Source organism: Bacillus sp. VA15, assembly GCF_055721145.1.
Genome location: NZ_JBVQPQ010000001.1, coordinates 57,066 through 75,934 on the forward strand (window position 1 = coordinate 57,066; position 18,869 = coordinate 75,934).

The 18,869-nt window shown below is 45.3% G+C and carries 17 protein-coding genes; 11 read left to right on the forward strand and 6 right to left on the reverse strand.

Going from position 1 to position 18,869, the window contains the following annotated elements; translation table 11 throughout:
• Positions 1–27: 27 nt before the first annotated feature.
• The gene (gene opuD, locus AC0DBE_RS00280) at positions 28–1,563 is read right to left on the reverse strand and encodes a glycine betaine transporter OpuD (protein ID WP_041521043.1); all 1,536 of its coding nucleotides are present in this window, start codon (positions 1,561–1,563) and stop codon (positions 28–30) included.
• 189 nt (positions 1,564–1,752) lie between these two features.
• Complete coding sequence (locus AC0DBE_RS00285) at positions 1,753–3,015, reverse strand: BaiN/RdsA family NAD(P)/FAD-dependent oxidoreductase (RefSeq protein WP_014114821.1); 1,263 nt, start codon at positions 3,013–3,015, stop codon at positions 1,753–1,755.
• Between the two features lie 204 nt (positions 3,016–3,219).
• Between AC0DBE_RS00285 and murJ the strand changes: the two genes are divergently transcribed.
• Positions 3,220–4,854 carry a lipid II flippase MurJ gene (gene murJ, locus AC0DBE_RS00290; protein WP_061186792.1) on the forward strand — a complete coding sequence of 545 codons (1,635 nt, stop codon included), beginning with the start codon at positions 3,220–3,222 and terminating at the stop codon, positions 4,852–4,854.
• 68 nt (positions 4,855–4,922) lie between these two features.
• Positions 4,923–5,642, forward strand: coding sequence for a pseudouridine synthase (locus tag AC0DBE_RS00295; RefSeq protein ID WP_014114819.1), 720 nt, complete (start codon positions 4,923–4,925; stop codon positions 5,640–5,642).
• 121 nt (positions 5,643–5,763) lie between these two features.
• On the opposite strand, the gene AC0DBE_RS00300 is transcribed toward AC0DBE_RS00295, so the two are convergent.
• Positions 5,764–5,985 carry a DeoR family transcriptional regulator gene (locus AC0DBE_RS00300; RefSeq protein WP_003152337.1) on the reverse strand — a complete coding sequence of 74 codons (222 nt, stop codon included), beginning with the start codon at positions 5,983–5,985 and terminating at the stop codon, positions 5,764–5,766.
• Positions 5,986–6,274: 289 nt separating this feature from the next.
• On the opposite strand from AC0DBE_RS00300, the gene AC0DBE_RS00305 reads away from it, so the two are divergent.
• Positions 6,275–6,985, forward strand: coding sequence for an ABC transporter ATP-binding protein (locus AC0DBE_RS00305; RefSeq protein ID WP_472960737.1), 711 nt, complete (start codon positions 6,275–6,277; stop codon positions 6,983–6,985).
• On the forward strand, positions 6,982–8,130 hold the full coding sequence (locus tag AC0DBE_RS00310; RefSeq protein ID WP_472960738.1) for an ABC transporter permease: 1,149 nt from the start codon (positions 6,982–6,984) through the stop codon (positions 8,128–8,130). Before AC0DBE_RS00305 ends, AC0DBE_RS00310 begins: the two co-directional genes overlap by 4 nt.
• 39 nt (positions 8,131–8,169) lie before the next feature.
• Here AC0DBE_RS00310 and pbuO read toward each other — a convergent pair whose 3' ends face one another.
• On the reverse strand, positions 8,170–9,468 hold the full coding sequence (gene pbuO / locus AC0DBE_RS00315) for a hypoxanthine/guanine permease PbuO (RefSeq protein WP_041521042.1): 1,299 nt from the start codon (positions 9,466–9,468) through the stop codon (positions 8,170–8,172).
• A 96-nt stretch (positions 9,469–9,564) separates the two neighbouring features.
• Here pbuO and pepV point away from each other — a divergent pair, with 96 nt between their 5' ends.
• The gene (pepV, locus tag AC0DBE_RS00320) at positions 9,565–10,950 is read left to right on the forward strand and encodes a dipeptidase PepV (RefSeq protein ID WP_072566697.1); all 1,386 of its coding nucleotides are present in this window, start codon (positions 9,565–9,567) and stop codon (positions 10,948–10,950) included.
• Between the two features lie 32 nt (positions 10,951–10,982).
• On the opposite strand, the gene cysK is transcribed toward pepV, so the two are convergent.
• Entirely contained in the window at positions 10,983–11,918 is a 936-nt protein-coding gene (gene cysK, locus AC0DBE_RS00325; RefSeq protein WP_014114813.1) for a cysteine synthase A, read from the reverse strand.
• A 148-nt stretch (positions 11,919–12,066) separates the two neighbouring features.
• Here cysK and thpR point away from each other — a divergent pair, with 148 nt between their 5' ends.
• The 5 genes from thpR to AC0DBE_RS00350 all read left to right on the forward strand — a co-directional run bounded on the left by thpR (position 12,067) and on the right by AC0DBE_RS00350 (position 17,695).
• Positions 12,067–12,618 (forward strand): RNA 2',3'-cyclic phosphodiesterase, encoded by a 552-nt coding sequence (gene thpR / locus AC0DBE_RS00330; protein WP_242734884.1) that lies wholly within the window; start codon positions 12,067–12,069, stop codon positions 12,616–12,618.
• 25 nt (positions 12,619–12,643) lie between these two features.
• Positions 12,644–13,558, forward strand: a complete 915-nt coding sequence (locus AC0DBE_RS00335) for a hypothetical protein (protein ID WP_409509108.1) — start codon at positions 12,644–12,646, stop codon at positions 13,556–13,558.
• 48 nt (positions 13,559–13,606) lie between these two features.
• Positions 13,607–14,536, forward strand: a complete 930-nt coding sequence (locus tag AC0DBE_RS00340; protein ID WP_014114810.1) for a YegS/Rv2252/BmrU family lipid kinase — start codon at positions 13,607–13,609, stop codon at positions 14,534–14,536.
• Positions 14,537–14,561: 25 nt separating this feature from the next.
• Positions 14,562–16,718: a type I pullulanase gene (gene pulA / locus AC0DBE_RS00345; protein ID WP_472960739.1), complete on the forward strand. Its 2,157-nt coding sequence runs from the start codon at positions 14,562–14,564 to the stop codon at positions 16,716–16,718.
• Positions 16,719–16,897: 179 nt separating this feature from the next.
• Positions 16,898–17,695 carry a phosphotransferase family protein gene (locus tag AC0DBE_RS00350; RefSeq protein ID WP_003223423.1) on the forward strand — a complete coding sequence of 266 codons (798 nt, stop codon included), beginning with the start codon at positions 16,898–16,900 and terminating at the stop codon, positions 17,693–17,695.
• Here the strand turns inward: AC0DBE_RS00350 and AC0DBE_RS00355 are convergent, their stop codons facing one another.
• Positions 17,696–17,974, reverse strand: coding sequence for a YtzH-like family protein (locus tag AC0DBE_RS00355; protein ID WP_003237926.1), 279 nt, complete (start codon positions 17,972–17,974; stop codon positions 17,696–17,698).
• 204 nt (positions 17,975–18,178) lie between these two features.
• On the opposite strand from AC0DBE_RS00355, the gene trmB reads away from it, so the two are divergent.
• Positions 18,179–18,820, forward strand: coding sequence for a tRNA (guanosine(46)-N7)-methyltransferase TrmB (trmB, locus tag AC0DBE_RS00360; protein ID WP_014114808.1), 642 nt, complete (start codon positions 18,179–18,181; stop codon positions 18,818–18,820).
• Positions 18,821–18,869: the final 49 nt, after the last annotated feature.

Here is an 18,869-nt window from a genome sequence, read left to right on the forward strand (position 1 = left end):
CCCGCGGGCGCGGAAAGATCTTTTTTGTTAATATGCCTTTTTTACTCTTGGACTTCTCGGTTTGTCGATTTTCTCCGCTTTTTTGATCTCTCTTCGTTCTTTTGAGAGCGATTTATAGAGAGCGGCAATCATTAGCAGGATGACGATAGAAAACGGCAGCGCTGCCAGTATTGCTGTGTTTTGCAAAGCGGAAAGACCGCCGGAATACAAGAGGACAGCAGCCATGGCAGATTGAATGATGCCCCAGCTGAATTTTACTGAATTGGCTGGGTTCAATGAGCCGTATGTCGTCTGCATGCCGAGCACAAATGTTGCAGAGTCAGCAGACGTAATAAAGAATACAGCGATCAGGATCAATGACAAAATAGATGTCACCATCGCCAGCGGATAATGGTCAAGTGTTCCAAACAGCATCGTTTCAGTTGACAGCTTCGCTACATTGAATGTGCCATTCTGCTGAAGATCCATAGCCGATACGCCAAAGATAGAGAACCATAGGAACGCGAGAATACATGGTGTTACCAAGACACCGATCAAAAATTCACGGATCGTCCGTCCTCTGGATACCCGGGCGATGAAAATGCCGACAAATGGAGACCAGGAAATCCACCATGCCCAATAGAAAATCGTCCAGCCGTTAATCCATTCACGTTTTTCAGGATCGTACGGTGTCAGTCTGAAGCTCATTTGCACGATGTTTTGAATATACTGTCCGATAGAATCTGTAAATGAGTTCATAATCAGTACGGTAGGCCCGACAAACAGCACAAATAGCATTAATAGTCCAGCTAATACCATATTGGTGTTGCTCAAATACTTAATGCCTTTTCCGAGTCCGCTCCACGCAGAAATCAAGAAAAGCACAGTAACAATGGCAATCAAGATAAATTGAACGAGAAAGTTATTTGGGATGCCAAATAAGTAACTCAATCCGCCGTTAATTTGAGTCGCTCCGATACCAAGGCTTGTCGCTACCCCGGCGACTGTGGCAAAAACAGCAATACAGTCAATCAATTTGCCGATCGGTCCGTTAACTTTATCGCCGAGAATCGGTGACAGCGTGCTGCTGATTAATCCTGGAGCGCCTTTTCGGAATTGGAAATAGGCAATGCATAATGCCACGACGGCATAAATGGCCCAAGCGTGCAGACCCCAGTGGAAAAACGTATAGCGGAGTGCATCTCTAAAGGCTTGGGGGGTTTCTGTTTCACCTGATGGAGAGCTAATTGCGTAATGGCTGATCGGTTCAGCCGCACCGTAGAATACCAAGCCGATTCCCATGCCTGCGCTGAACAGCATGGCGAACCATGATAATAACCCGAATTCCGGTTTTTCATCGGGCTTACCGAGTTTAATTTTGCCGATCGGGCTGAAAATCAAAAAGAGACAGAACCCGACAAACAATGAGACAACTAAAAGATAATACCAACCAAACGAATTGGTGATAAATGCTTGTGCAGATTGGGATACGTTTTGCAGGCTGTCAGGAGAAACAACGCCCCACAATACAGCGGCAGCTGTGATCACAATCACAATCCAAAATACACTAGATATATTTTTCAAATATTCTCACCCTCTAAATTTTTTGTGTACGCCTATATCTGCTCGTAGGCTTAGTATGGTCGTACGCTGGCAGATCATTCCTCTCTTAAAATTACCCCGCAATCAGGTGAAACAAAACAAGTCCCACCCTAACATGAATGCGGAGAATTTTCAAATGTTCAGCGTTTTGTAAAAATTTGAAAAGGCTGGTCAAGAGCGGGCAAAGCGACCGGCATTGAGCCCCGCAAGCCTTCCTGTTACAAGTGCGGAGGTAATATTGTATCCTCCTGTGTAGCCGTGGATATCCAGAATTTCACCGCAAAAATAAAGACCCTCCATTTTTTTAGAAGCCATCTTTTTCGGATCAATTTCTTTTACGGATACTCCTCCTCCTGTGACAAATGCCTTATCAAGAGACAGTGTGCCGTTTGCGAGAACGGTAAACTGCTTGCAGTCCTTTACAAATTGTCTGAAAGGGTCCTTCGGCAGCTCAGAAAATGATACGTTCGGAGAGATGCTGTTTTTTTCGAGCAAGAATAGGAGATAGCGCTCCTGCATCCAAGGTTTCAGCACGTTTTTAATGGCTTTTTTCGGTGCTTCCTTCAGTTCTTTATACATCTTTTGGAATAGTGTTTCTTCATTGATATCCGGATACAAATCAATTCTGATTGGCACTTGCGGCTGTTTTTTCAGCTCTTTCACGACAAATTGGCTGCATCTGAGAATGGCAGGTCCCGAGAGGCCGAAATGGGTAAACAGCATGTCCATTTTATGTGTGATGATCGGTTTGCCTTTTTTATTTAACACACTGACAGCAACATCTCTTAGTGATAAGCCCTGAAGTGTTTTTTGCTTAATGAACGGTTCGGCAGATGTGACGGGCACCTCTGTCGGAAACAGCTCTGTTATGGTATGCCCCGCAGCTTCAGCCCATTCATAGCCGTCTCCCGTGCTTCCGGTATGAGGCACACTTTTACCGCCGACAGCGATAATGACTGCCTGACTATGGATCATTTCGCCGTTATTCGTCACAATCCCTGCTGCTTGTCCATCTTCATAGATGACAGATTTAATTTTCTCGTTCGTTCTGATCGTTACGCGGAGCTGTTTCAGCCTGTTTAACAGCGCGTCAACGACACTTTGGGCTTTGTCTGTTACAGGAAACATCCGGCCGTGATCTTCTTCCTTCAATTGAATGCCTAGATTTTCAAAAAACTTGATAATGTCTTCATTGCTAAATTCTGAAAACGCACTGTATAAAAAACGCCCGTTGCCGGGGATGTGCTTAATAATTTCCTCTACAGGAAGGCGGTTCGTCACATTGCAGCGGCCGCCCCCGGAAATCGCGAGTTTCCGGCCTAATTTATTTCCTTTATCTATCAGCAAAACATCTGCGCCCTGTTCACCTGCTGCAATCGCAGCCATCAAGCCTGATGGGCCTCCACCGATTACGATTACGTCATATTGCTTCATCTTTATCATCAACTTTCTTTTTCCGTTTCGTGTGCGAACACCCTGTCCGCAGTACTATTATAGCGAAAGAAAGCCTCTCCTTAAACGTCTTTTGCCGCGAACCTGAATGTTCACAAGATTGCTTTTGTATTTATTACCGTCTAAATGCCTAGTTGTGGTAAAATAGAAAAGTTGAATCTTCGTAGAAAATGGTGATGAAGAAACATGTCAAGCAAACTGTTAAGAGGCACGTTTGTATTAACGCTCGGTACATATATATCGCGGATTCTGGGAATGGTCTATTTAATTCCCTTCAGCATTATGGTCGGGGCGACAGGCGGTGCATTATTTCAATACGGATACAACCAATACACTTTATTTTTGAATATTGCTACGATGGGCTTTCCGGCCGCTGTTTCTAAATTTGTTTCCAAATATAATTCCAAAGGGGATTATGAAACAAGCAGAAAAATGCTCAAGGCGGGCATGTCAGTTATGCTCGTCACTGGAATGATTGCCTTTTTCATTCTGTATTTATCCGCTCCGATTTTTGCGGAAATATCACTGGGAGGAAAGGATAATAACGGCGTGACAATCGATCATGTCGTTTATGTCATTCGCATGGTCAGCTTAGCGCTTTTGGTCGTGCCGATTATGAGCCTTGTCCGCGGATTCTTTCAAGGGCACCAAATGATGGGGCCGACAGCTGTTTCCCAAGTCGTTGAACAGATTGTCCGCATCATCTTTTTACTGAGTGCGACATTCTTGATTTTGAAGGTTTTCAACGGCGGCCTTGTAATAGCTGTCGGTTATGCAACCTTCGCAGCGCTGATCGGCGCCTTCGGAGGATTGATCGTGCTGTATATTTATTGGAACAAACGGAAGGGCAGCCTGTTGGCGATGATGCCGAATACGGGACCGACAGCAAACTTAAGCTACAAGAAAATGTTCCTCGAGCTGTTCAGCTATGCCGCTCCGTACGTTTTTGTCGGACTAGCCATCCCTTTGTATAACTATATTGATACAAATACGTTTAACAAAGCGATGATTGAAGCCGGCCATCAAGCCATCAGTCAGGACATGCTGGCGATTCTTACCCTGTATGTACAAAAGCTCGTGATGATCCCGGTTTCCCTTGCAACGGCTTTCGGACTGACATTAATTCCAACGATTACTGAATCGTTTACAAGCGGAAACTATAAGCTGCTGAATCAGCAGATCAATCAAACGATGCAGACGATCCTGTTTTTAATTATTCCGGCTGTTGTCGGGATATCTCTATTGGCAGGACCGACGTATACGTTCTTTTACGGATCAGAGAGTCTTCATCCTGAGCTGGGGGCAAACATTCTGCTTTGGTACTCGCCAGTTGCGATTCTGTTCTCTTTATTTACGGTCAACGCAGCTATTCTGCAGGGGATCAATAAACAAAAATTTGCGGTTGTCAGCCTTGTGATCGGCGTCGTGATCAAGCTTGTGCTGAATGTTCCGCTGATCAAGCTGATGCAGGCTGACGGCGCGATTTTAGCGACAGCGCTTGGATATATCGCTTCACTTTTATACGGATTTATCATGATTAAGCGCCATGCAGGCTATTCGTATAAGATATTAGTTAAACGGACTGTTTTGATGCTGGTCTTATCAGCCATTATGGGTATTGCCGTGAAAATCGTACAGTGGGTATTAAGCTTCTTTATTTCCTACCAGGATGGCCAGGTGCAAGCTGCGATCGTTGTGGTGATTGCGGCAGCTGTAGGCGGAGTTGTCTATCTGTATTGCGGCTACCGGTTAGGATTTTTGCAGAAAATATTAGGCCGCCGTTTGCCGGGGTTCTTAAAGAGAGGCAGACATGCTGGCTGATGAACAAGATATATTGAAACTGAGAGCTCGCATGCTGCGGGCTTTCTTTTATAAAGGAGAGATCGGGTATGAGACTTGATAAGCTGCTTGCCAACAGCGGGTATGGTTCCAGAAAAGAAGTAAAAGCTGTTGTGAAGGCGGGTGCCGTCATGGTCGACGGTAAACCGGCCAAAGATGTAAAAGCGCACGTTGATCCTGATACGCAGGAGGTTACTGTATACGGGGAACCGGTTGATTACCGAGAGTTCATTTATCTTATGATGAATAAGCCCCAGGGAGTGCTGTCGGCGACTGAGGACAGCCGGCAGCAAACAGTGATCGATCTGCTGACGCCAGAGGAGATGAGATTTGAGCCGTTTCCCGCCGGCAGGCTTGATAAAGATACAGAGGGCTTTTTGCTGCTTACAAATGACGGCCAGCTCGCACATCGGCTCCTTTCGCCTAAAAAGCATGTTCCCAAAACGTATGAAGTCCATTTAAAATCAGAGATTTCGCCGGAAGGCATCTCCGATTTGGAAACGGGTGTCTACATTGAAGGCGGCTATAAAACAAAGCCGGCAAAAGCGGAAATCAAAGCAAACGACAACGGCAATACCGTCATATACCTGACGATTACAGAAGGAAAATACCATCAGGTCAAGCAGATGGCAAAGGCTGTCGGCAATGAAGTCATTTATCTGAAGCGGCTTTCGATGGGGCCAGTTTCCTTGGATCCCGCTCTGGCGCCGGGAGAATATCGTGAGCTTACAGAAGAAGAGCTTCAGTGGCTGAATGAGCCGCAAGCATGAAAAAAATCCCGCATTTCGATGCGGGATTTTTTATTGATAAGCACACAAAAACAAGGCTCAGAAGTTTCTTCGCCCTATATCTATCAGGCCGCTCACAGGCGGCCCTATGTAATTTTTCAATTTATGAGGTAATCTTTACTTTCTTTCTCGTTGTCTCCCACTTGCCACGGCTTGGACTATGAACAAGGTCATTATATGCCAACACATTTAAGTCTCTTTGAATCGTTCTAGGTGTAATGCCGAATTCGTCAACCAGTTCCTGTGTTGTCACAAGACCTTTTTCTTGGATAAACATGTAAACTGATTTGATTCGAGTTAGCATACGGTTTGTTGAAGGTTTCAAAAAACCACTCCCTATCATAAGATCGGATGGACTTGACTAACCACAACTCACGACTATCAACTGAGTACGAAATAGCAACAAAGGCAGACATCTGTAATTTTTAAAATAATTCGCCCTCATTATACACGATATCGTAGTGATGAATCTAGGGATAACTCCTATTAATTTTTTCCAATTTGAGTTGGGCAGCCATCCTTGTTGGATTACTATGTATTTCGACACAATATTATTATGGTTAAAGAAACTTTTTTTATTCTGTTTCGTAGTAAATTTTGGAGGTGGGTGAGATTTGACAAAATTGCTTGAAGCTTCAATAGAACAGGCAGGGTATACAAGCCGAAAAAAAGTGCTCACCGATGTTTTTTTGGAAGTCGGAAAAGGGGAGCTAGTCGGGCTAATCGGAGCTAACGGCGCCGGAAAAAGCACCGCAATCAAGGCGATACTCGGCCTCTCAGAAGACTTTAAAGGGCATATTGCCTGGAACGACTGTTCATTTGCATATATTCCGGAGCATCCGTCCTTTTACGAAGAACTAACGCTGTGGGAGCATTTGGATCTGATCAACACGCTCCGCGGGATTGAGGAGAGTGATTTTGCGCATCGGGCCCAAAGCCTGCTGCAGACGTTTTCGCTTGACCATGTCATGCACGAGCTGCCTGTCACCTTTTCAAAAGGCATGCAGCAAAAACTGATGCTTATCCAGGCTTTTCTCTCTAAGCCGGATATGTATGTGATTGATGAACCATTTATCGGCCTTGATCCGATATCGACAAAACGTTTTGTGGACATGCTTATGGCAGAAAAAGATCGGGGAGCCGGTATTCTCATGTGTACCCACGTACTTGATACCGCAGAAAAAATTTGCGACCGGTTTTACATGATGGAGAAAGGTTCTTTATTTCTCCAAGGCACGTTAAAAGATATTCAGGGCCAGACTAGATTAGAGGGGCAGTCATTGCTTGACTGTTTTTATAAGGCGGTCCAAGGTGATCAGCCATGAACGGGCGTACGCTCTTTTTTCGAAGGCTGTTTGACTATTACAGGTATCAGTTTAAAGTATTCCATGCGGTCATTGACTGGACAGTCGCTCTCTACATTGTTTTGCCGGCGCTTGCTTTTGTCATCTATCAGTATATCGATTTGATGAACGGAAGAGGCCTTTTTTATGAGTGGTCTGAAATGATGGAATGGAGATGGCTGTACGCTGTGTGTGTGCTGATCGTGTGCACAGGCTCAATCCATACGTTTTTAATGGAAGCAGACAAAGTGTTTTTGCTGCAAAAGAAAGAGATAATCTATCAGCTCAAACAGTACGCGCTGATGTATTCTTTTTTTGTCACGCTTGCCAAATGGCTGCTGTTCTTTTTCATTGTTCTTCCCTTTATCAGTCATATCACATTGGCAGAAAGTACGGCTCTATTGTGCTACCTGTTTGGCCTTCATACAACCTTTTTAGCCTTAAAGCAAGACAGGATCAGAAAGCCGCGTTCCATTTCAAGACGGATTGCAGAAATTCTTTTCAGAGCCGTTCTTTTCTCTGGTTCTGCTGTCCTGATCGTATTCACTGAGTGGCGTTTGCTTGCGCTCATTGGCATTTTGTTTTTGATTTTTGCATTCGTCCGCGGTTGGAAAAAGACAGCTTTGTTCTCGGCTTTTGAAGCAGAGGTGACTGAAGAGAAAAAAAGCAGGCTTGCGCTTGCCGGGCTTGTGATGATGATGAGCCAGGAGGCGGGAATCCCGAAAGTAAAAGACAGGCTGAGAAGAAAGCCATTATTATACCGGAATTCAAAAAGGATATTTAAAAGACGAACGATCTTGACTGGCTATAAGGAATTGTTTTTTAAAGTCACGCTGAGGAATGGCGAGTATGCGAGGCAGATGTACATGCTATTGTCAGCTTTCACCGTTCTAATATTTGTCTCCCCTATCTGGCTGAAGCTGATTGCGCTGCTGGTGTATACAGGCGTTTGCCGTTATATCCTTACACTTATCTTTGACAAGGTCATGGATGCCCCTTTTTTAATTGGCGCCGATAAGGAAAGTGATGAGTATTACCGGGCCAAAAAAAGCTGTATCAACACCCTGCACTATGCGTTTGCCGCCTTTTGTTTTGTAGCGGCCGCTGTCTCTTTATTGTTTACATAAAAAAACCCAAACGGCTGACGTCTGGGTTTTTTGTCTATGTTATAAAATAAACAGCTGGATGAAAAACAGAATGGCGAAAACGATGACGAGCGGATGAATCTCTCTCCATTTTCCACGCGCTGCTTTTACGATCGGATACGAAATAAAGCCAAGCGCAATTCCTGTAGAAATGCTTGATGTCAGAGGCATGGCCAGAATGACGAGAAACGCAGGAAATGCCTCGTCCATCTCTTTCCAATTCATATTGGAAACTGAGCTCATCATCAGGCTGCCGACAATAATCAAAGCAGGAGAGGTGATGGCGGCTATGCCGGATAAGGCGCTGACTAGCGGACTGAAAAACATTGAGATCCCAAACATCACCGCAACAGTCAAAGCTGTAAGCCCCGTTCTTCCCCCGGCTGCGACACCGGCGGAAGATTCGATAAATGCAGTTGTCGGACTCGTGCCGAAAACAGCTCCTACTGTCGTCGCCGTTGAATCTGCAAGCAGTGCTTTTCGCACGTTCGGCAGCTTGTTATTCTTCATCAGCCCGGCTTGCTCGGCAACACCGATCATCGTGCCGGTCGTATCAAAAATCGTGACCAATAGAAAAGAAAAGACGACAGCGTACAGGCCGTGATGAACGACATCTCCAAAAGCGGAAAACGGATTAGAGATGATCAATCCGTCCGGCAAATGAGGAAGCGACATAAAGCCCTTTGAAAAATGCAGCTGCCCGGTAAAAAAGGCAATCAAAGCGGTAGCTGCCATTCCGATGAATAAGGCGCCGCTGACATTCAGCACCATTAAGACTACACTGATCAGAAGGCCGACCAGCGTTAAAATAACCCCAGGTGAATGCAGATTGCCGAGAGTAACCAGGTTTGACTCATCAGCAGCCACAATTCCCGCCTGCCGCAAACCGATAAAAGCAATAAACAGCCCGATCCCTGTTGTGATCCCGTATTTTAAATTGTTTGGAATCGCTTCTATAAGTTGTTTTCTTAAAGGCGTTAACGATAGAATAATGAAGAGAACCCCTGCTGTAAATACGGCGCTGAAAGCTGTTGCGTACGTAATGCCCCCATCGCTTGCACTTACGACATGAAAGGCTAAATAAGCGTTCAAACCCATGCCGGGCGCAATAGCAATCGGGTAATTTGCTGCCAGGGCCATCCACAGCGTTCCGACAATGGAGGCAATAATCGTTGCGGTGAAAACCTGGTCGAAAGGAACTCCGGCATTAGCCAGAATGACCGGATTAACCACGACGATATAGACCATTGTGAAAAAGGTGGTCAGTCCTGCTATGATTTCTTGCTTTATGGATGTTTGCTGCTCTTTTAGATGAAACATAGTATCCTCCAATTACGAACGTTTTAACAAAACACCATTAATATTATTCGTTTTATTTTGTTTTTGCAAGTCATTTCTTGCGGAAAGGGGATCGTTATGAACTGGGAAGTCGAAGTGATTAGAAAAAAAGAGGATTTAATTCGTGATACGCAGGAATTTTTGAGAATCAACAGTGTAATGGACGAAACAACCGCCGGACCTGGCAAGCCGTTTGGAGAAGGAGTAAATGCCAGCTTGACTTCATTGTTGAAGCTCGGAGAAAAAGAAGGCTTTACAACAAAAAATCTTGACGGCTTTGCGGGCCATATTGAATGGGGCGAGGGCGATGACATTGTCGGCGTACTTTGCCATGTTGACGTCGTGCCGCCAGGAGATGGGTGGACGAGTGATCCGTTTTCAGCTGATATCCGTAACGGACGGATTTATGCAAGAGGCGCCATTGATGATAAAGGTCCGACGATGGCTGCGTTCTACGCGCTGAAAATCGTGAAAGATATGAATCTGCCGCTGTCCAAGCGTGTCAGAATCATTATCGGAACAGATGAAGAAAGCGATTGGAGATGTGTGGAGCATTATTTCAAGCATGAAGAAATGCCTACGCTGGGATTTGCGCCTGACGCCGATTTTCCAATTATTAACGCGGAAAAAGGGATCATTGATGCTTCACTACTGATCCCGCACCGCTCAAACGATTCAGAAACAGTGCTTGTCTCATTTCAGTCAGGCCTTCGCTTGAACATGGTGCCTGATGCTGCGGAAGCTGTCATTGAAGGGCCGAAAAAAGAAGAGATTCTTGCTTCATTTAAAGACATGCTTCGCACGACAGATCAAAAAGGGGAAGCTGAAATAGAAAACGGACAGCTCATTTTGCGTATGTACGGGCTTTCCTGCCATGCGATGGAACCGAACAATGGGATCAATGCCGGCCTTTTATTGTGCAAATTTCTGCAGCAGGCTAAGCTTGATGAAGCAGGACAGCGGTTTGTGCAAGTCGTGACAGACAAGTTTTCAGACGATACGAGAGGGAAGAAACTGAATATCGACTGTGAGGATGACATTAGCGGGGAGCTGACATTAAATGTCGGGACACTGCGCTATACGGAAGGGCAAGGAGGCGAGCTCGGTATCAATATCCGCTATCCTGTTACCGCAGAAAGCAAAGCGATCCGCGATGCATTCGAAAGCGCATCTGAATTTGAGCTGGGAGAATTCAAAGACAGCAAGCCGCATCACGTGTCAGCAGACCATCCGTTAGTCAAAACCCTTCAAAAGGTTTATGAAGGCCAGTTGGGCAAAAAAGCTGATTTAATCTCAATCGGCGGGGGGACTTATGCTAGATCTTTAAAAGCCGGTGTCGCGTTCGGCCCGCTGTTCCCCGGACGTCCTGACAGCGCACATCAAAAGGATGAATATATCGAAATCGATGATTTGCTTAGATCGACAGCTTTATATGCGCAGGCGATCTATGAACTTGCAAAATAAAAGGACCGGCTTCTTCTGAAGCCTGTCCTTTTTTAAACAAATGACCATAAATCAGTTGATAAATACCGTTCTCCCGTATCGGCTGTCATGCAGACCACAACTTGGTCAGGAGAGAGGCGTTTCGCTGTTTCGATTGCCGCGAAGCATGCAGCGCCTGACGAAGGGCCGACAAGAATTCCTTCTTCAGCAGCGAGGCGTCTTGTCGTCGCATAGGCGTCTTCATCAGAGATTTTGATAATTTCATCATATACCTCTTGATTTAAGATTGGAGGAATAAAGCCTGGACTCGTCCCTACAAGCTTATGTGCGCCGGGTTTTCCTCCGGATAATACAGGCGAACCCGCAGGCTCGACAACATGAACCGTGATATCCGGAAAAAACTCTTTGAGCGCTTCACCTGTTCCGGTAATGGTTCCGCCCGTTCCGGAAGAGGCTACAAAAGCGCCGAGCGGTTTTCCGATTTCCTCTATTGCCCGGGCAATTTCAGGCGCCGTTGTTTTCCGATGCGCATCAGGATTGGCAGTGTTATCGAATTGCATTGGAATATAGCTGTTCGGAATTTGTTCGGCAAGCTCCTTCGCTTTTTTGATGCTGCCCGGCATTCTTTCCGCTCCAGGCGTTAATACAACCTCTGCGCCGTAAGCTTTTAGTAGGTTGATCCGTTCCTTCGTCATCGTATCAGGCATGACGAGAATCGCTTTGTAGCCGCGTGCTGCCGCATTCATGGCGAGCCCGATTCCGGTATTTCCGCTTGTCGGCTCTATAATAACGGAGCCCGGCTTGAGCAAACCGTTTTGTTCTGCTTCTATGATCATCTGATAAGCGGCTCTGTCTTTCACACTGCCGCTCGGATTGAAGAATTCAAGCTTTAAATAGACTTGTGCCGCGTTTTCTGGCTGAAGCCGATTTAATCTCACAAGCGGTGTATCTCCTATCAAATCGGCTGTATTTTCAACGATTTTCAACATTGTCATTCCTTTCTGAATAAAACAAGTGTCATATAATATCCTAACATAATAAACGTTTGTGCGAGAGTGTTTTCATACACTGTTCCTCTATTCGCACAGCCTCTTTATTGATAAAATAATAGCTGTCAAAGAAGGGAGTGTCAGACGGATGCCAGATATACGGCCTCATTATTTCATCGGTGTTCCCATTCCTGAGGGAATCGCGAATCCGATTTACCAAGCTGCGAAAAACGAGCCGGTTTTGACGTTTCAAAAATGGGTGCACCCGCTTGACTACCATATCACGTTGATTTTTCTCGGAGCGGCGGATGAGACACAAATCCAACAGCTTGAAGGCTCACTAGCTGCGATTGCTTCAGAAACCGATCCGTTTCCGATTGAGTTTGGCAAAATAGATGTATTCGGCGACCGCAGAAGGCCGCGTGTTTTACATCTGGAGCCAAAGAAAAACAGAACGCTTGAACTATTGCGGGAACATACGAAACAGGCTGTTCTTCAAGCCGGCTTTCAAGTGGAAAAAAGACCGTATCACCCTCATATGACGCTGGCTAGAAAATGGACAGGCGAAGAAGGATTTCCGGCACATGTTCCGTTTGAAAGCGGCGAGGTTTCGATGATGGCTGAACGGTTTTCGCTCTTTCAAATACACTTGAACCAATCACCAAAATACGAGGAAATATTCAAATTTCATTTATCTTAATTCATTGCGGAGTGGAGAAACGAACATGGCACAAATCATCAAAATTCATGATTATATATCGAGATATGAGCTTGATCCTTACCATTATATAAATCAGTTTGTACGGCTGAAAAAAGAGCGCTGGCTTTCACTAATAGAAGCAGCGGAGCGCCAGCATGAAGAAAGACAAGCCAGTGCCGAAGAGCCGGAACCGGTGCAGAAACGAAAAAAATTTTCATTGAAAAGAAGAAAAGAAGAGATAAAAGCCGATATACAAGAAGAGAGACACCAATGGTTTGAGGAAGAAGACGATTTACATGTAAGGCTGCCGAAGAGCAGGATGGCGCTTGCTTCTTTTTATAAAAGACATTTATATGACTTTCAGCTTAAATGGGCAAGCTCTACTCTTTCAGAAATATCACATCTCTCAAACCAGGTGAAGCAGGACCGCATTTTGCGTTATCTGACCCAGCAGCTGCCTGATTCTTATTTCATTATGTATAAGCCTGTGCTGCAAATTCAGCAGGCGGCGGTTGAATTAAGCATTGTGATTATTTCCCCGCTTGACATTTATTGCGTTTCTTTTTTAGAGGCGGAGGAAGACAGTGTGTACATCGGGTCTAAAAATCGTTTTTGGGAGAAGAAAACAGCCTCTCAGACTGCATCAGTGTTAAATCCGGGGCTGAGCCTGTTTCGCACGGACTCCGTTGTGTCAAAGATCATAAAGGAAAAACAGGCTGAAATTCCAGTTCGAAAATTGCTTCTGAGCAGAACGTCGTACATCGATTACCCGGAACCGCCATACGGCTTAGAAATAGCAGATAAGCGGGGCGCGGAGGAATGGATTGAGCGGCAGAAGAAAAACACTGCTCCGATTAAACATCATCAGGTAAAGGCAGCAAAGGCTCTATTGTCTTACTGCATGTCTGACTCCTATCGCAGACAAGAGTGGCTGGAGTAAAAGAGAACGATTTGAGCGGTTTTCTCATAACATAAGCAGGTGAGAAAGATGAGCCATTGGTTCTTTATTATTAATCCCACAGCAGGGCATCGAAACGGCCTGCGTGTTTGGAAGTCCATTCAAAAGGAATTGATCAAACGAAAGGTCGAGCACCGTTCATTTTTAACTGAACACCCGGGACACGCTGAGGTGCTCGCCAGGCAGATTTCAACGATACAGGAATATAAGCTGAAGCGCCTGATCGTCATTGGCGGAGACGGAACCATGCATGAAGTTGTCAACGGGCTGAAAGATGTTGACGATATTGAACTGAGCTTTGTGCCGGCGGGCGCGTATAATGATTTTTCGAGAGGATTCTCTGTTAAAAAAAACGATCTGATACAGGAAATCAAGAAGGTAAAGCGTCCGTTAACCCGAACCTTTCATTTAGGGAGCGTTAATTTCCTTCAGGATAAATCTCAGATTCTTTATTTTATGAATCATATCGGGATCGGGTTTGACGCATATGTCAATAAAAAGGCGATGGAATTTCCGTTGAGACGGTTTTTTCTTTTTCTTCGCCTTCGATTTCTTGTGTATCCGCTTTCCCATTTGCACGCCTCGGCGACCTTTAAGCCGTTTTCATTAGCTTGTACAATAGAAGGAGAAACACAAGAATTTCATGATGTCTGGTTTGCGGTTGTATCCAACCATCCGTTTTACGGGGGCGGCATGAAGGCGGCGCCGCTTGCAAATCCGCGCGAGAAGGCATTTGATATCGTGATCGTTGAAAATCAGCCGTTTTTGAAAAAATATTGGCTTTTATGTCTGATGGCATTTGGAAAACATACAAAGATGGATGGCGTTACGATGTTTAAAGCAAAGGACATTACGTTTTATACGAAGGACAAAATTCCGTTCCATGCTGACGGAGAAATCATGGGCACCACCCCGTTTCGTCTGGCATCGAGTCCTTCACCCCTAAGGATTAAAACATAAACGTGTTTGGAGGAGAGAGCTTCCAATGGTCAGCATCCGCCGCAGCTTCGAAGCGTATGTCGATGATATGAATATCATTACCGTTCTGATTCCTGCTGAACAAAAAGAAATCATCAAACCGCCGTTTCGGCTTGAGACAGAAACAACCGATTTTCCTCTGGCTGTCAGGGAGGAATGCCGCCTTGAAGCAACATACAAGTACGTCTGCGTATCTGACCGTCCAGTGACATTCGGAAAAATACATGCCGTCAGAGCGTCCAGCGGCGACAAAACGGATCTCCAAATTGGCGCGGTCATCCGGACGGATACGTTTGATGATTCATTTTATTACGACGGAGAGCTGGGGGTTGTTTATACTGCGGATTATACTGAATTTAAAGTATGGGCGCCTGCCGCAACCTCAGCTGCTGTCAAGCTCTCACATCCGAATAAATGCGGGCGCATATTCCAAATGATTCGGATAGACAAAGGCGTCTATACCGTTACTGTCAACGGTGATCTCCACGGGTATGAGTATGTGTTCTGCATCTGCAACAATTCAGTATGGGCGGAAACGGTTGACCCGTATGCAAAGGCAGTGACAGTAAATGGAGAGAAGGGTGTCGTCCTGCGCCCGGATCAAATGAAATGGGCTGACAAGCTTAAACCATTCTCAAACCCTGTGGATGCTGTCATCTATGAGATGCACATCCGCGACTTCTCCATTCATGAAAACAGCGGCATGAAAAACAAGGGAAAATACTTAGCGCTGACGGAAACAGATACGCAAACCACAAATGGCTGTTCTTCCGGACTGGCGTATATAAAAGAGCTAGGCGTTACACATGTAGAGCTTCTGCCGGTGAATGATTTTGCCGGAGTTAATGAAGAGAAGCCGCTTGATGCTTACAATTGGGGATATAACCCGCTTCATTTTTTTGCCCCGGAGGGAAGCTATGCCTCAAACCCTCATGATCCTCAAACAAGAAAAACAGAGTTAAAACAAATGATCAAAACCCTTCATCAGCATGGACTGCGAGTCATTCTGGATGTCGTCTTTAATCACGTGTACGAGAGGGAGAATTCACCTTTTGAAAAGACAGTGCCAGGTTATTTTTTCCGGCATGACGAATTTGGGATGCCGTCAAACGGCACCGGCGTTGGCAATGACATTGCGTCAGAAAGACGGATGGCGAGAAAATTCATTGCGGATTGCGTCATCTACTGGATTGAGGAATACGATGCTGACGGCTTCCGCTTTGATCTGCTCGGCATTTTAGATATCGATACCGTTCTTTATATAAAAGAAAAAGCAACTGCAGTAAAGCCTGGAATCCTGCTTTTTGGAGAAGGATGGGATTTGGCAACACCTCTGCCGCATGAACAAAAAGCGATCTTGGCGAACGCTACAAAAATACCGGGCATCGGTTTTTTTAATGATATGTTTCGTGACGCTGTGAAAGGGAACACCTTTCACCTCACGGCAGCGGGATTTGCGCTCGGAAGCGGCGAAGCAGCGGGAAACGTTATGCACGGGATAGCCGGCTCTTCCGGATGGAAGGCATTAGCACCAATTGTTCCTGAACCCAGCCAGTCCATCAATTATGTTGAGTCACACGACAATCACACCTTTTGGGATAAAATGGGCTTTGTGCTTTCTCAAGAAACTGACAGGAGAAAAAGAAGCAGGCAAAGGCTTGCAGCCGCGATTATCTTGCTGGCCCAAGGGGTGCCATTCATTCATAGCGGACAGGAATTTTTCCGGACGAAGCAGGGAGTGGAAAACAGCTATCAATCCAGTGACAGCATCAATCAGCTGGATTGGGATCGGCGTGAAACGTTCAAAGAAGATGTTGACTATATCCGCAGGCTGATTTCGTTGAGAAGAACGCATCCGGCATTTCGTCTCAATTCCGCTGCAGACATCCAGAGCCATCTTGAATGTGTAACGCTAAAAGAACACCTTATCGCATACAGGCTCTATGACCTTAACGGGATTGATGAATGGGAAGACATCATCGTCATTCATCACGCGAGTCCGGACTTCGTTGAATGGAAGCTGCCAAACGACAAAACGTACCGGCTTTTATGTGACACATCAGGTCTTCATCATGATCCGAAAGAAATCAAGAAAGCGGTTGCGGTAAACGGCATCGGAACGGTTATCTTATATTTAGCATCAGATCTTAAGAGTTTTGCTTGACGAAGTTTGTGCTATAGCGCTAAAATTTAAAGGACGGCTATTGATTAGCATATGAGACTCTCAATAGCTGTCTTTTTTATTTTCATACGATTCGTACGAAAAAGGCACTCGCTGGATAGACTGGAGACGATTAGCCTTTATTCTAAAATATTTTAAGAAATGATGGGTTGAACATTGATATGAACTGGTTGGGACAATTACTAGGTAGCGATTGGGAGATCTTCCCCGCCGGAGGAGCTACAGGAGATGCATATTATGCGAAACATAACGGGCAGCAGCTTTTTTTAAAACGTAATAGCTCACCTTTTTTAGCTGTTTTATCCGCCGAAGGCATTGTTCCGAAGCTGGTTTGGACAAAACGGATGGAAAATGGGGACGTCATTACGGCCCAGCACTGGATGACCGGCAGAGAGCTGAAGCCCAAAGATATGAGCGGACGGCCCGTTGCTGAATTGCTTCGTAAAATACACACATCAAAAGCCTTGCTGGACATGCTGAAGAGACTTGGAAAAGAACCGCTGAACCCGGGGGCTCTTCTGTCTCAGCTGAAGCAGGCTGTATTTGCTGTGCAGCAATCTTCGCCGCTGATTCAAGAAGGAATCAAGTATTTAGAAGAACATCTGCATGAAGTGCATTTCGGTGAGAAAGTCGTTTGCCATTGTGATGTCAATCATAATAACTGGCTATTGTCTGAAGACAACCAGCTGTATTTAATTGACTGGGACGGCGCCATGATCGCTGATCCGGCGATGGATCTCGGGCCTTTGCTGTACCACTATGTCGAAAAGCCAGCTTGGGAGAGCTGGCTGAGCATGTACGGCATTGAGTTAACAGAAAGCCTGCGGTTACGAATGGCTTGGTATGTGTTATCGGAAACAATCACTTTCATTGCCTGGCACAAAGCAAAAGGCAATGATAAGGAATTTCATGATGCAATGGAAGAACTGCATATTCTCATGAAACGTATCGTTGAATAATCAGGAATACGAATCCATTTGCTCTACCCATTGAGAGAGGCTGTTCTGATGCTCTTGTATGTGTGAGTCGATGGATTTGGACGATATTCCTGATTGGCTGTAGCGGTAAACATCTTCCAGCACGTTTTTGAAGTTTGAATCAAGCTCGGTGTTTGCCATCAGCGATTTAATCACACGCTCAAGCTGCTCGTATTCTGCGACGGTTCCGCAGCAATCCAATTGATGGTCAGTCAATATATCCTTCAATAAATGAACTTGATGCTCATAATGTAAACCCATAACGGTACACATCCCTTCAGTATCATACGGGTTAAATTGTTCAAAATAGAGCGTTTTTATGCATGTGAAAGGAGTGTTCCGACAGACGGGAACCTCTTTTTTTATATCATCGGCCCTAAAAGGCACACTGGAAAAACGATCTTGCGGGTCTTTTTAATTCATGGTATGTTGTTAGTCGAAATAATAGATAGAGGTGTCAATCATATGAGAATGCGCCACAAGCCTTGGGCTGATGACTTTTTGGCTGAGAACGCAGATATTGCCATCAGCAATCCTGCTGATTATAAAGGAAAATGGAACACAGTGTTTGGCAACGACAATCCGATCCATATCGAGGTCGGTACAGGAAAAGGGCAATTCATTTCTGGAATGGCCAAACAAAACCCGGACATCAATTATATTGGTATTGAGTTATTTAAAAGCGTCATCGTGACAGCCGTCCAAAAAGTAAAAGACAGCGAAGCGCCGAATGTAAAGCTTCTGAATATAGACGCGGACACGCTGACGGATGTGTTTGAGCCTGGTGAAGTTAAACGGGTCTACTTGAACTTTTCTGATCCTTGGCCGAAGAAACGCCACGAAAAACGCCGTCTGACGTATTCCCACTTCCTCAAAAAATATGAAGAAGTAATGGGAAAAGGCGGAGCGATTCATTTTAAAACGGACAACCGCGGCTTGTTTGAATACTCTTTGAAGAGCTTCTCTGAGTATGGCCTGCTGCTGACATATGTCAGTCTCGATTTGCATAACAGCAATCTGGAAGGCAATATTATGACAGAATATGAAGAAAAATTCTCAGCGCTCGGCCAGCCGATCTATCGGGCTGAAGTTGAATGGAGAACGTAAACAGACTCTGAAGGAGTCTGTTTTTTTTATGGGCCGTTTGCTACCATGA

Excerpts from the sequence above, each read along its gene's own strand:
- pbuO (WP_041521042.1), bottom strand. The coding sequence starts at position 9,468 with ATGTTTCATCTAAAAGAGCAGCAAACATCCATAAAGCAAGAAATCATA.
- AC0DBE_RS00310 (WP_472960738.1), top strand. The coding sequence starts at position 6,982 with ATGAACGGGCGTACGCTCTTTTTTCGAAGGCTGTTTGACTATTACAGG.
- murJ (WP_061186792.1), top strand. The coding sequence starts at position 3,220 with ATGTCAAGCAAACTGTTAAGAGGCACGTTTGTATTAACGCTCGGTACA.
- AC0DBE_RS00340 (WP_014114810.1), top strand. The coding sequence starts at position 13,607 with ATGAGCCATTGGTTCTTTATTATTAATCCCACAGCAGGGCATCGAAAC.
- pulA (WP_472960739.1), top strand. The coding sequence starts at position 14,562 with ATGGTCAGCATCCGCCGCAGCTTCGAAGCGTATGTCGATGATATGAAT.
- AC0DBE_RS00355 (WP_003237926.1), bottom strand. The coding sequence starts at position 17,974 with ATGGGTTTACATTATGAGCATCAAGTTCATTTATTGAAGGATATATTG.
- pepV (WP_072566697.1), top strand. The coding sequence starts at position 9,565 with ATGAACTGGGAAGTCGAAGTGATTAGAAAAAAAGAGGATTTAATTCGT.
- AC0DBE_RS00295 (WP_014114819.1), top strand. The coding sequence starts at position 4,923 with ATGAGACTTGATAAGCTGCTTGCCAACAGCGGGTATGGTTCCAGAAAA.
- AC0DBE_RS00335 (WP_409509108.1), top strand. The coding sequence starts at position 12,644 with ATGGCACAAATCATCAAAATTCATGATTATATATCGAGATATGAGCTT.
- trmB (WP_014114808.1), top strand. The coding sequence starts at position 18,179 with ATGAGAATGCGCCACAAGCCTTGGGCTGATGACTTTTTGGCTGAGAAC.
- AC0DBE_RS00350 (WP_003223423.1), top strand. The coding sequence starts at position 16,898 with ATGAACTGGTTGGGACAATTACTAGGTAGCGATTGGGAGATCTTCCCC.
- AC0DBE_RS00285 (WP_014114821.1), bottom strand. The coding sequence starts at position 3,015 with ATGAAGCAATATGACGTAATCGTAATCGGTGGAGGCCCATCAGGCTTG.
- cysK (WP_014114813.1), bottom strand. The coding sequence starts at position 11,918 with ATGTTGAAAATCGTTGAAAATACAGCCGATTTGATAGGAGATACACCG.
- thpR (WP_242734884.1), top strand. The coding sequence starts at position 12,067 with ATGCCAGATATACGGCCTCATTATTTCATCGGTGTTCCCATTCCTGAG.